We start from the raw sequence: 13,174 nt of genomic DNA, 5'->3' as shown, positions 1-13,174 counted from the left end.
ATGGATGAGCGAGATCATGGACTTGAAGAAAGAGAAGAACTTCTTCGAGACCCGTGTGATCGAGTATCAGACTGGCGGTGCGTTGAGCTGGGATTGATGTTGTTGTTCACCTTGGGTGAATAGACTGGAATACCGAAAAGCCCTGAACCTGTTCAGGGCTTTTTTATTTGCGTCTGATCACTGCGTTATGCAGCCATGCGCTTGGCTTCCAGCCCTCGTGTTTCGATCACGTCGACTCCGTGTTACTAGAGAATGAACACCCTTCGCTGCGAAACCCTTCTCGCCAGATTATCCAGCGAGTCATTCAAACTCTAAGCCCGCCTCTCCATCAGGAACAACTCACCATAGTCGGCAGATGCCCGATGAGTTTTCTGACCTGAAAGTAGGACTCAGGAATGACGTACTCGGCGCCCTCTCAAGCGGAGCTGTCTTGCAATGCAAGACATCGATCAGAAACGAGAATCCAGACGCTGATTTTCCATCAGAAAAAATCCGCAAAAAATCCGCGATTTTCCTCACAAAATAAGTGCTATAACCTCACGGAGCCCTTATAGAGCAAGCCCGCACCGGACATATCGCCAGGCGAGCGGAATCCACACCGACCGTATTGACACGACGGACCTTCAGCCCGCGTAGGTAATACGCCTGTGATCCAGGGCAGCGTTGGACACATGGACCTCGTCAAAGGTCAAGGCGCCCTGGATATCATCCTCGGCCGACTGCCGTAAACGAGTGAACTGCTCGTTGTACTGCAGATTTTCCCCATAGGAGACGGCGGGCAGCCCCCGGGCGTCGATCCGGTAACACTGGTATTCGCCAAAACCGAACTCGGAACGTCCATAGGCCTGCGCTCCGGCACGAGTTCGGGAGACGATCAACACCTCCCCATCGAGCATCTTCGGAACTCCACCAAAGAAATTCGAGGCCCTGAAGCCATAATCCAGCGGATCGCCACGGCGCTCGACACGCATTTTTTTCTCGACCCGGAACAACTCGGCGAAATCCGCTCGCTGGATCATGCCGCGGCTATTGAAGTGGCCACCCGGCGGTAGAACTACCTGGGATTTGAACGGATTGTCGCGTAGCAACTCACTGTCGTCATAGACCTCGTAGTCATCGGCGGAACTCACGCTGCCCGAATCGGAGGCCGGTGAGTCGACCGAGCTCTGCGGCGACGGCGGCTCGGACAGCGCGGCATCCGACGGCCCCGCCACCGCAGGCGCATGCTGCGGACCCGCCCCGCTCAGGTAGATTTCCCACTCCGGATCCCAGTGCGGATTGAGCCCCGCGCCCGGCAGCCCCAGGGCTTTTCCGCGCCGCAGGGTGAGCCCGACGGGCTTGCGAGTCTGTGGGTCGATCACCTGCACGGTACCGTCGCGCAGTTTGAAATCGCTACGTATCTCATAGATCGCCGAATACCCCTCGGGATCGGTATAGCGAATATAGAAGCCCTGTTCGCCGAGCTGATAAATCCCCTCGGTATTGGGTTTGAGCCCCTCGAGCGAGACATTGCCCACGGCATGCGAACGGATAATCCGCGCCTGTCCCGGACGCAGGCGATTGACCAGGGCCACCTCAGTCGTAGCGGGTTGAGGGGGCTCTGGCGGCGTTGCGACGGGAGGGACAGGCTCCGGCAGTGGCTCGACAGGCGTTGTCGGCGACATCCCGGCCTGATCCGGCAAGGGCTGCGCGGACACCTCGGGCAGCTTCGCCCGTGCGCCCCGGACACCCCGCGCGGCCAGCGGTGCGGCATTGAGCAAACCGAAGAAAACCCGCGTCATTCCGGCCGCTCGCTCGTCCGTGGAATGAGCCTCGACTACCTGTTCCAGGCCCATTCCCGCCTCGGTCAAACCGAGCAACCCGGCCACCAGCTCGAATTCGGGAAACGCCAACGCCAACGCCCCCGCGGCATTCGCCACGGACTCAAGACAGTCACGCCAGAGGGTCTTGACGACACTGGCATCGCTGCGGACGATCAGGTCGATATCACGCACCGCGCGACGACGCTGCAAGTCACGCAGATGTTCGAAAGGATCGCCAGTGATGATCGGGCTTGTGCCGACATATTGTTGCGGATCCCACACGCCCGAGGCCGTGAACCCCGGGCGGTCGTAGGGCAACATGTGCAACTTGGGGTACTTGGACAAACCGACCAGAGCCGTCTCCAGTCCGCTGTAGGACAGGCCGTCGGGACGATCACTCAGTTCGAAATGACTGGCCAACTTCTGGCGCAACGCCGGAATCCCGGCCTGGCGCGCGAGCCACGCCTTCATCAAGCCGATTTCGGCGAAGCCGTGCAGGGGCGAAGCGTTGCCCGGGACATACAGCACGACCCGCCCGAACGCTCGATCGCAAAACAGCACCAGGTCGGTGGCGGCGTACCCGTAGATCGCCAGGAGGGCAACCTCGCAATAAGCTCCGGGCACCGACGCCGCCTGTATCTGCGCGACACTCAGTTCATGCCAGCGCTGCCAGTGATTGAGCCCGGCCGCACGCCAGACCAGATTGCGATCCTCCCACTTCAGCGAACCTTCATGCCACTGCAAGTCCGCAGCCTTGAGCAATGCGCACTTGAGTAAATCGCGATAATCCTGCCCATGCTCACGCCAGTAGGCATCTTGCCCAGGGGTGTAACGATTGTAGAGATCCGTATCCCAGACAAACTGCTGGAAGTCCCGTGGATTGATATCCAGCTGCGTGTCGGGACCATAGCGCCGCGGCGTCACACGTCGATAAATACCGTGGTAGTCGATGTAGTGCGTCCTCAGATAGTCGACATCCAACGGATTGAGATGGACTTCGGGGAGTTTTTCAACCGGTGTGATCGGCGGTGCCAATTCGAAGCGCCCTGGCAACAGGCGTTGCAAGAAATGATTGCCCTGCTGATAGTTGGAGAGCATGGCCTGGGTCAGCGTCTGCTGGTAAACCACCTGGCCGAGGGTCCCGGCATTGCCCTGTCGGCGATAGTGCAGATTGACCAGCAAGGTCTTTTCAGGATCGAGATCCAACTGCCACTGCGACTGGGCATGCTGACGAATCAGGCGTGTGGCGACCTTGGCGGGATCGGGCAACAGCACACCGCGCTCGCGGACAAATTGATCCAGTTGCGGATTGGCTTGCAGCCCGGCGACGAGCCCGGCGTGCTCAACGTCTGGTGCAGGAATTAAAACCTCGTTCATATCTCTCCCGGATGCTTGCAATTACGATCGCGCCCGTCGGCACAACGAACGGGCTTCAATCAAGGCCACGCACAACCGCAATAGCTGTTGTGTCTGTGACCGAACCTCCGGACTATGCTGGATAGCTGTCGGGAAACAGCGGTAAAAGAATAACGCCACGGGAGCGATAAAGTGGCTGACACAAGCCCCATGGAATGCGGCTCAAGGTCTATGCAGTGGCGAGGGACTATCCGCCGAACAACGCCTCCGCCAACCCGCGAACACCCGGCTGGACAGCAAAAACACCGCCCGCCAGCGGCTGCTCACTCAGATCGCCAGCCGGACGGATCGAGGTGACGAACAGGGTTTCCATATTGCGGCCACCGAAGGCACACATGGTCGGCTTCTTCACTGGCAAGGTAATGGAGCGCTCGAGCTGGCCCTGGGGAGTAAAGCGATGAATCATCCCGGCATCGTTGGCACATATCCAATAACAGCCGTCGCTGTCGATGGCCGCGCCGTCCGGCCGACCTGGATACTGGTTCATGTCGACAAAGATCCGACGGTTGTACGGGGTGCCGCTATCGATGTCGTAATCGAACGCCCAGATGAGTTGTACCGACGCATGGGAGTCGGACAAATACATCACCTTGCCGTCGGGACTGAAGGCCAGGCCGTTGGGAACCACGAAACCGTCAAGCCGGGAGTCCAATGGGCTACTTTGCCCGCCGTCATAGCGATACAGCGCACCTGCCGTTGCCCCTGCCGTCAGTTCGACCTGCATGGTGCCCGCCCAAAAGCGGCCCTGACGGTCACAACGACCGTCGTTGAAACGCATGCCCGGCAAGGCGTGGCTCACGCCGGTCAGGCGGTTGCACTGTAGATCGCCATCAAGGCTGGCGGTGAGTCGAAACAGTCCACTTTCCATGCCGGCAATCCAGCCGCCATCGGGGTACGCGGCGATGCAGGCGAGCATCTCGGGCGCCTCCCAGCTCTGGCTGGAGCGATTTGCCGGGTCCCAGCGAAACAAGCGTCTGGCGGGAATATCAACCCAGTACAGCGCGTGTTCACGACAGCTCCAGACGGGGCTTTCGCCGGTGGCGTTAGCGGCGTCGAGAATCAGTTCAACATCCATGCTCGTTCCAGTCAGTTAGTCGTTACAGGCAGCTTTTTGCACTAACCTCAGTCATCGCCAAAAGGCCCCAAGGTCACGAATGCCCCCCCCTGGTAGACCAGGATCGGATCATCCGCCGCCGGCATGGGCAAGGCCTCGACCTGTGCACGGAAAGGCTCGGAGCTGTCCCGGGCCTTGAAGTTCAGATGCGCGGCATAACTGTTGTCCCACCAGACATTCTGGTTGTCCGAAACCCCATAGACCACCGTATGACCTACGTTCGGCGTGTACAGCGCGCACTCGAGCAATTGCGTCAGGTCACCGTAGCTCAACCAGGTGCTCATCATCCGGCGGTTTTGCGGCTCGCTGAACGAAGAGCCGATACGGATGCTGACGGTCTCGATACCGTAGCGATCGAAATAGAAGCTGGCCATGTCTTCGCCGTAACACTTGGACAAGCCATAGTAGCTGTCAGGGCGACGCGGGGAATGGGCATCCAGTCGATGGCCCTGCTTGTGGAAACCGATCACATGATTGGAACTGGCGAAAATCACTCGTTTTACATTGTGGCGACGTGCTGCTTCATAGATGTGGAATACCCCGCAGATATTGGCACCGAGTATTTCTTCGAAGGGGCGCTCCACCGAAACACCGCCAAAATGCAGAATGGCATCCACGCCAGCGACCAATTGGTCAACGGCTTGTTTGTCGGCAAGATCACAGAGTTGAACCTCTTCGCTCTCGTCCAGCGCCGGTGCCACTTCGGCAATGTCGGAGAGGCGCAATATCCGGGTGAAAGGCCGCAGACTTTGGCGCAGTACCTTGCCGAGTCCTCCGGCGGCCCCCGTCAGCAGAAGGCGATTGAAGGGTTGATGCTCCGTCGTTGCGCTAGTCATTAGGGCTCGCTCTCTCACGTGTTGCGGTCTGCGTTATGAGTTGTCGTACAACATACTTGATTATCAACAGCCATTTTCACGGCTGTCAACGTACCCTGGGGCAAGACGCTCTCGGTTGCCGCTAGCTCGCAACCGAGGCGTCAGGCGCTCAGCGTTTGCGGATTAGAGCAGGGATATCGGATAGCTGATGAAGACTCGGTTTTCATTGAAACCGTTGATGTTGAAATTGCTGCGAATGGTCGAGTTACGCCATCTCACGTTGAGATTCTTGAATGTTCCACTCTGTACCGTGTACGCCAACTCGGACTCACGCCCCCGCTCCTTACCGTCGGTGATGGTCCCGGTGTGCACATTGTCGCCGCTGATATAGCGGTTCATCAGGGTCAGTCCCGGCACTCCGAGGGCGGCGAAGTTGTAGTCGTGGCGTAGCTGCCAGGAATGTTCCTGCGCGTTGTCATAGCTGGAGTTGTAGCTGTCGTTGGCCAGGGTGCCGCCGCTGGTGCCGTTGACACGCATCCAGGCGCTGTTACCGGTGAGTTTCTGCAAGCCGACATAGAAGGTGTTGCCACCGTACCTGGCCGAGAACAGTCCGGACCAGGTCTTGTTTTCCAACTCGCCGGCCTTGGCGCTACCGTCGTCCTTGCCGTAGAAAAAGCCGAGGTTGGCGCCCAGGGTCCAGTCGCCCAGCGGCTGACTATGCACCAGATTGAGGTACTGCTGGCTGTAGATGTCCTTGAGCTGGGCATTCCACACCCCGATCATCGTGCGATTGTCATTGAAGCTGTATTCGCCGCCCTGGAAGTTGAAGCGGTCGGAGGTAATGCCCGGCTTACCGTTCATGAACATGGCGGTCATGCTCGAGTCGTTGCGTGGACTGTTGTCCTGGAACTGGCCGCCGTAAAGTGTCAGGCCTGCGATTTCCTTCGAGGTGATCTGGCCGCCACGAAAGGTTTGCGGCAGCGAACGACCGTCATCCGAGCGCAGGATCGGCAACACCGGCATCCATTCGCCAACCTTCAGCTCCGTTTTGGAGATCTTCGCCTTCGCGGCCACACCCAGTCGCCCGAAGTTACTGGCAGGCTCGCCGTCGTTGTCCAGTGGCAACAACTGTGTACCGCCGGTGCCTCTTCCTCCGTCCAGCTTGACCGAATACAGGCCCAGAACGTCCATCCCGAAACCGACCGTCCCTGGCGTGAAGCCTGAGCGCGCATCAAGAATGAAACTCTGTGTCCATTCTGCGGCGGTGCTTTGCGTGTGGGCCGGGTTGGTGAAGTTTCGATTGAAGTAGGCATTGCGCAGATTCAGGTTGGCTTGGGCATCGTCGAGAAAGCCTTCTGCGCTGCATATCTGCGGGAGGGCAAAGAGCAAGCCTGTCACTGCGAGCGAAGGGGTGAGTCGAGTAGGACGGATGATCATTATTGTTGTGCTCCTTGTTAAACGAACGCATTTCGCCAGGGCCATGAATAGCCTTCTGTGAGCGAAAAACGGCGTGCAGCCACGACAGCGACTTGAATGAGAGTTGAGTCGTGCCTGATTAGCGTGCGACGTGGCTTACGAACGCGCTTGCGAGCGTGAGCGCGCGATAAAGAGCGAACGGACCGTCGGATGCCAATGAGAAGAAGGGGGGTGGGGGGAGGTAAGCGTCATCAGGATCTCCTTTTTATTTTTATATATGACATACGTTATCGTACAACACATATCGATTATTGAAACATCCTTGCTTCATTGTCAACCGCCTGAAAATCAAACCGTGGCGATTTCGTACACAAGCGTATGTGCGAGCGTTTGCGCAGGTCCGAGTACTGGCTGCCATGGAAGCGCCGACGTTTCCGATTGACAACGCGGAACCGAACTGGCTATAAAGCGATTTGTTGTACGATGACGTATAACAATCTGGTTTTCCAAAAAACAAGGACATCTCCGCTCCTCAGGCGCGGAGCACGTACACCTCCAATCTAAAAATAATTAAGGTGAAACGATGAAAATCAAAGGCATCCGTTGGTGGATGGTCGGACTGGTGACCGCCGGGCTGATTGTCAACTATCTGGCCCGCAACACCTTGTCGGTCGCGGCACCAACGCTGATGAGTGAATTGAGTATTTCCACCGAGCAGTACTCGCAAATCGTAGTGGCGTGGCAAATCTGCTATGCGTTCATGCAACCAGTGGCCGGATACATCATTGATGCCATCGGCACCAAAATGGGTTTTGCCATTTTTGCCATCGCCTGGTCGGCGGCCTGCGCCGCGGCGGCGCTGGCCACGGGCTGGCAAAGCCTGGCCTTCGTCCGCGGCGTGCTGGGACTGACCGAGGCGGCAGGGTTGCCTGCCGGGGTCAAAGCCACCACCGAATGGTTTCCGGCCAAAGAGCGCTCGGTCGCCATCGGTTGGTTCAATATCGGCTCATCCGTGGGGGCGCTGCTCGCGCCGCCGCTGGTGGTTTGGGCCATTTTGCAAAGCGGTTGGCAATTGGCGTTCTTGATCGTCGGCGGGCTGGGTATTGCCTGGAGCGGGCTCTGGCTTTTGCTGTACAAACACCCGCGTGATCAGCAGCATATGAACGACGTCGAGCGCGATTACATCCTGGCCGGCCAGGAGTCGCACTTCAAAGATGCGGCGCCGAAAAAAGGCAGTTGGAAGACGATCATCACCAGCCGTAACTTCTACGCCATCGCCTCGGCGCGAATTCTCTCGGAACCCGCCTGGCAGACGTTCAACGCCTGGATCCCGCTGTACTTGATGACCGAGCGGCACATGAACATCAAGGAAATCGCCATGTTCGCCTGGCTACCCTTCCTGGCAGCGGATATCGGTTGTGTCCTGGGCGGTTACCTGAGTCCGTTGTTTCATCGCTACTGCAAGGTATCCCTGTTCACCTCACGTAAGCTGGTGATGGTATTCGGCTGCTCCTGCATGATTGGCCCGGCCTGTATCGGCCTGGTAGACAGCCCTTACATGGCGATTGCACTGTTGTGTGTCGGCGGCTTCGCCCACCAGACCCTGTCGGGGGCGCTGTATGCCATCACCTCGGACTCGTTCGGCAAAAACGAAGTGGCCACGGCCACGGGGATGGGCGGTATGTTCGGCTACCTGGGCGCCGCCGCCTTTACCCTGGTGTTCGGCGTTCTAGTGACAAAGATCGGCTACAGTCCGCTGTTCGTGGTGCTGGCGATTCTGGACATCGTGGCGGCCATCGTGGTCTGGAATGTGGCTCGGGCAATTGCGCAGGAACCCGAGTCTCAACCAGGTGAAACGACGCAATCGAATCAACGTCCATCCATATCGGGAGCCTGAGAGACTGTTCTGTTTCCGATTGGACCGGCCAGGTCGATTGCTGTCGATTCTGACCAGTGACAGTCTCTCCACCAACGGCGGCTGAATGGCCAGGCACGCGATGATAACTGGCGTGCCTGGCCATGCGTTTGCAGCTCCTGCTCGATAAACGCCGCAATCATGGCTCGCTAGACTTGTTCGACACATCAGGAACGGCGGGGTATCCCTCGGATAATACCCGCACCTTGGCGATCACCTGCTCCACGCACCGCGGCGCCCTGAGCGCATCGCTGTCTTTCTGGAAACGCGCAGCCTCAGTAACGTCCCCCCGCTCCGCCAGCAACCTGACAATCCGCTACCGATAATCGGAATGCTGAAAAAACGTTTGATCCGCCCTGAAAACAACTGTACAAAAACACAGTATATTCAAATCAGCCGATCAAGCCCGGAGAGTACCATGTCCAGCCAAGCCGCCAGTCATGTGATGAGGACCACCGTTGAACGCATCGTTTTGCATCAATTCACTCCCCGACACTGCCTGCAGGCGCGGGTCATGCTGGGCTGGAGTCATGAGCAACTGAGCCGGGAGTCCGGTGTCTCGGTCGCCGCCATCCAGCGCTTCGAAACCGGTGAAACACTCAGGGATGTCACGCGGCTGGCCCTGGCCTTTTGCTTCGAGGCGCAAGGCCTGGTGTTCTTCCCCGGGTTTGCCCCCGGACGCGGGATGAATATCCGCGGAACCACGCCGGACCCGATTGAACGCCGGGACTACGAACTGATCGAGTAATCGACTCACAGCGCTGCTGTCGGACTCTCCAACGCGCGCATCACCCGCTCGACCAAGGCTGCCACCGGATGACCGGTGGCGTCCAGCCGCAACACCGAACACGGCAGGCTCCTGATCCAGGTTTCATGTCGTTTGAGGCTGCGGGTGCCATGGTCGCCGGTGTCGTAGCCGACAGCCCAGTCCAGAAAGGTCCGGGTCGCGGTAAATCGCTCTCCACCTTCGTGGATCTGTTCGCCGTAGCGCAGGAATTCACGAACCCGCAGACGCTGCAAACGGACCTCAGGATCGAGGCGCAGGAAAATCGCCAGGGTGAAGGCCGGAATCATCGCATCACCCCAGCCACAGAGCGAGCCGGAGAGCACCCAGCTGTCTTGCCCGGCCAGTTGCTCGCGCAGCAACTGTACTCGCTGGTCACGGGGGCGCTTGCAACTGAAAGGCTTGTCGGCGGGCTGCCAGTAAAAGTTGTCCGAGTCGAAATGCGCGATCCCCAAGCGCTCGGCCAAGGCCGCGCCCAAGGTTGTGGTACCGGAGCCCGATGCGCCGAAGAGATGAATTCGATGAGCCATGGTCGCTCCTGATGCCCTGCTTCCAGTCTCGAACTCATGTTAGACCCGTAGCTGCCTGAAGGCTGTACGAAAACTCCCCCTCGACAGCTGGACGTTTCCGCACAACGACTAAATCCGCAATTGTAGCGAGCGACCGATGACCTGCGGCGCTCGCCGGCCTGGCCCTTGGCGAGTGGCTCACTATCCCGTCGCTGCCGGACATTGCCGATTGGCAGACCTTAGAACAGGCGCGCCAGGCTGCGAAGCCCAATCTTTCACACCAGGCACCAGCGGCTGGCTAGCTGAACAGCGCCAGATAAAAACTGTGGGAGCGGGGCTTGGTCCGGGCGGCGTTCCGACGAAGCTTTTTAGTGGCCTCTCGGGCCCTTTCGCGGGCAAGCTCCGCTCCCACACAAGCGCAGTTCCCACCTGGTATGTGTTCAGACTGAATTACCCGGGCTTATTCAAAATCCGGGTCCTGTCGCGCATTCGAAGCCTGCTCGTAGCCGTAGGCTATCGCCAGCAACTCGGCCTCGCTCCAGCGCGCACCATAGAAATACACCGAAGTGGGCAGGCCATCGGCGTCCATGCCCGAGGGCACGGTAATCCCCGGGTACCCGGCAAAGCTGGCGCTTCCCAATTCAAGGATCGCGAACGGATGGGGATCCCCCAGCGCCGCATCCAGTCCGTTATCGGCCAGCAACTTGTCGACATTGCTGCGCGCCTCATCGCCCAGCCCATCCGACAGCTTCAGGTATTCGGCCTCGTCAAACACCAGCCCATTGGCTCGCTTGAGCAGGTCCTGGTTATAGTTTTCCGCAACCGGATGCTTTTCGTTGTAATCAACCAGATCCTCGAGGGTCGAAACCTTCAGCCCGGAACGACTGGCCAGATAAGCGGGCAACACCCGCTTGATCGTCATGTCGAACAAACGCGATACCCGCGACCAATCGTTGTCACTCCAATCGGTGCCCTTCAAGTCGACCGGAACCAGTTGCGCACCGGCCCGGCGCAAGGTGCCCAGGGCCTGGGCAAACTGCGGATGCTCGTTCAAGTCTTCACTGCCAGGCTTGAAGCGGCTGGGATAACCAATGACCTTTCCTTGCAGGGCATCGGCCTTCAGCTTTTGCGTGTAATCCTTGCTCGCAGGCACTTGCGCGGTAGCCGGGTCACGCGGATCGAGGGCCGTCATGGCATTGAGGAGCAAGGCGGCATCGCGCACGGTGCGCGTCATCGGTCCGGCACTGTCGAGCTCACGGGACGCGGGAATGATGCCCGTGCGGCTCAACAAGCCCACGGAGGGCTTCATGCCCACGATGCCATTCTTCGCCGCCGGGCAAATCACCGAACCGAAAGTATCGGTCCCCAATGCGAGGGGCGCGTACCCCGCCGCTACCGCGGCAGCGGAACCGGAACTGGAACCACAGACCTCACCACCCGGCGCATGCGGGTTCCTGGTCTGTCCGCCTCGGCCGCTCCAGCCATCGGGCAGTTGGTCACCGCGAAAGTTCGCCCACTCACCCATATTGGTCTTGCCCAGGACAATGGCGCCCTGCTCGCGGAGTTTGTGCACAATGAATGCATCGTCAGCCGCCGCGGCACCGACCATGGCCAATGAGCCCGCCGCCGTCTGCATCTGGTCGGCGGTATGGATATTGTCCTTGAGCAACACCGGGATGCCATGCAAAGGGCCACGAATATTGCCCGCCTTGCGCTCGTCATCCAGCGTCCGCGCAATCGACAGCGCCTCGGGATTGAACTCGATCACCGCCTCGATGGCCGGGCCGAATGAATCCAGATTGGCCGCGCGCGAGATGAGATAACTCACCAACTCCTGCGAAGTGACGCGCCCTTCGGCCAGCGCGAGCGCCACTTCCCCGGCGCTGGCATAGACCATCCCCGCCAATACGGTGTTTTTAACGGCGCCGGCCGCCGGGAATATGGTTTTTTCGACGGAGCCCGCCTGACTGACAAGCGGTGTCAGACCAAGCGCGTACAACAAGGCAAGGCGAGTGAGCGCCATGGCGGTTTTTTTGAAAGTTCGACTCATGAATCGTGTCCTGATAAAACCAAACGCCAGTGATCCATTTCACGGGCGGCGGTCATCCTAATGGGCGCTTCCGTCAGAAGCGCCGGACACAATCGGTTGCAGACTGAGTGAAAAATCAATGCAAATCGTGAGACACCCTAGCGTGCCGTGATTGGTGTTTGCACCGCTTCCGGGTGTTCCACTTCCAGCCACCAGGCGTACCCGCGATGGGGTTGCAGCAGGTTGAAGGCTTCGCCCATCCGTGGCGTGGTGATGGACACATTGCGTTCCCAGGCCAGGGCCAGGATACGGTCGAAGGGTTCATGCCAGGCATGGAAGGACAGGTCGAACGTGCCATTGTGGATCGGCAGCAACCAACGGCCCTTGAGGTCCAGGTGCGCCTGCAGGCTCTGCTCCGGTTGCATGTGCACATGCGGCCAATCAACGTTGTAGGCACCGGTTTCCATCAGGGTCAGGTCGAAGGGCCCGTAATGTTCACCAATCTGCTTGAAGCCTTCGAAATAGCCGCTGTCACCGCTGAAGAAAATCCGCTGCTCGCCCACCATCATCACCCAGGACGCCCACAGCGTCTGGTTATTGTCGAACATTGTACGTCCGGAAAAATGCTGCGCCGGGGTGGCGGCGAAGTGAATGTCGCCGACCTGGGTTTCTTCCCACCAGTCCAGTTGCCGGACCTTGTCAGCGGGGATGCCCCACTTGATCAGCAGATCGCCGACGCCCATGGGCGCGAGAAAATAGCGCGTCTTGGCGGCGAGTTGCAGGACGGTCTTATAGTCCAAATGGTCGTAATGATTATGGGAAAGGATCACGCCCTCGATCGGCGGCAAGTCGTCGAGGCTGATGGGCGGTTGATGAAAACGCTTCGGACCGGCCCATTGCACCGGCGACGCTCGTTCGGCGAACACTGGGTCGGTCAACCAGAAGAGCCCCTGCAGCTTGAGCAACAAGGTCGAGTGGCCGAGGCGAAAGACACTGAAGTCTTGCGCCGCCAGCAACTGCTCGCGACTCAGCCCCTGGACCGGGACACTGCCGGACGGCCGGGTACTGCGGGGTTTGTGAAAGAGCATTTTCCAGAAAATACCGAGCATCTTGCCGAACCCGCCCTGGGGGGTCGGCGCATGGTTGCGGTACTGTCCCTGCTCCTGCAAGGACGAGGGTTTGGCGCGGGTAAGCGAACGAGTGGTCATAGCGGGGTGACTCCCGGAAACCGCCAAGGGTTCCCACGTTCTTCTGCTGGATGATCAATGGCCGCTGCACGCAAGCCTTGAACCGATGAAATACCGGGGTAGAGCAACTACACTACACAGTGTAGTTTCAAGCTTGCAACAACGCTGCTGATAAGTAAACTACCAA

General features: G+C 59.0%; 10 protein-coding genes. 3 read left to right on the top strand and 7 right to left on the bottom strand.

Translation table 11 applies throughout. The features are described 5' to 3' along the window. Nucleotides 1-97 (top strand): hypothetical protein (locus M5B99_RS24435; RefSeq protein ID WP_240462694.1); only part of this gene is annotated, 97 nt, incomplete at its 5' end. 526 nt (nucleotides 98-623) lie between these two features. Here M5B99_RS24435 and M5B99_RS24430 read toward each other — a convergent pair. The 4 genes from M5B99_RS24430 to M5B99_RS24415 form a co-directional block, all read right to left on the bottom strand. Beyond that, nucleotides 624-3,179, bottom strand: a complete 2,556-nt coding sequence (locus tag M5B99_RS24430) for a dermonecrotic toxin domain-containing protein (RefSeq protein WP_248806468.1) — start codon at nucleotides 3,177-3,179, stop codon at nucleotides 624-626. 226 nt (nucleotides 3,180-3,405) lie between these two features. Further along, entirely contained in the window at nucleotides 3,406-4,293 is an 888-nt protein-coding gene (locus M5B99_RS24425; protein WP_248806467.1) for an SMP-30/gluconolactonase/LRE family protein, read from the bottom strand. A 47-nt stretch (nucleotides 4,294-4,340) separates the two neighbouring features. After that, nucleotides 4,341-5,168 carry an NAD-dependent epimerase/dehydratase family protein gene (locus tag M5B99_RS24420; protein ID WP_248806466.1) on the bottom strand — a complete coding sequence of 276 codons (828 nt, stop codon included), beginning with the start codon at nucleotides 5,166-5,168 and terminating at the stop codon, nucleotides 4,341-4,343. A 162-nt stretch (nucleotides 5,169-5,330) separates the two neighbouring features. Further along, nucleotides 5,331-6,584, bottom strand: a complete 1,254-nt coding sequence (locus M5B99_RS24415; protein WP_248806465.1) for an OprD family porin — start codon at nucleotides 6,582-6,584, stop codon at nucleotides 5,331-5,333. Nucleotides 6,585-7,146: 562 nt separating this feature from the next. On the opposite strand from M5B99_RS24415, the gene M5B99_RS24410 reads away from it, so the two are divergent. Next, the gene (locus tag M5B99_RS24410; RefSeq protein WP_248806464.1) at nucleotides 7,147-8,460 is read left to right on the top strand and encodes an MFS transporter; all 1,314 of its coding nucleotides are present in this window, start codon (nucleotides 7,147-7,149) and stop codon (nucleotides 8,458-8,460) included. A gap of 436 nt (nucleotides 8,461-8,896) precedes the next feature. Further along, nucleotides 8,897-9,226, top strand: a complete 330-nt coding sequence (locus M5B99_RS24400; RefSeq protein WP_248806463.1) for a helix-turn-helix domain-containing protein — start codon at nucleotides 8,897-8,899, stop codon at nucleotides 9,224-9,226. Nucleotides 9,227-9,231: 5 nt separating this feature from the next. Here M5B99_RS24400 and M5B99_RS24395 read toward each other — a convergent pair whose 3' ends face one another. The 3 genes from M5B99_RS24395 to M5B99_RS24380 all read right to left on the bottom strand — a co-directional run bounded on the left by M5B99_RS24395 (nucleotide 9,232) and on the right by M5B99_RS24380 (nucleotide 13,008). Further along, on the bottom strand, nucleotides 9,232-9,792 hold the full coding sequence (locus tag M5B99_RS24395; RefSeq protein ID WP_248806462.1) for an AAA family ATPase: 561 nt from the start codon (nucleotides 9,790-9,792) through the stop codon (nucleotides 9,232-9,234). A 439-nt stretch (nucleotides 9,793-10,231) separates the two neighbouring features. Next, a complete protein-coding gene (locus M5B99_RS24385) occupies nucleotides 10,232-11,821 on the bottom strand; it encodes an amidase family protein (RefSeq protein WP_248806461.1) in 1,590 nt (529 codons plus the stop codon). Nucleotides 11,822-11,958: 137 nt separating this feature from the next. After that, nucleotides 11,959-13,008 carry an MBL fold metallo-hydrolase gene (locus M5B99_RS24380; RefSeq protein ID WP_248806460.1) on the bottom strand — a complete coding sequence of 350 codons (1,050 nt, stop codon included), beginning with the start codon at nucleotides 13,006-13,008 and terminating at the stop codon, nucleotides 11,959-11,961. Between the last annotated feature and the right edge of the window lie 166 nt (nucleotides 13,009-13,174).

It is taken from the genome of Pseudomonas sp. MWU13-2100, assembly GCF_023242365.1.
Lineage (GTDB): Bacteria > Pseudomonadota > Gammaproteobacteria > Pseudomonadales > Pseudomonadaceae > Aquipseudomonas.
This window is presented reverse-complemented; position numbering and strand designations above follow the sequence as displayed.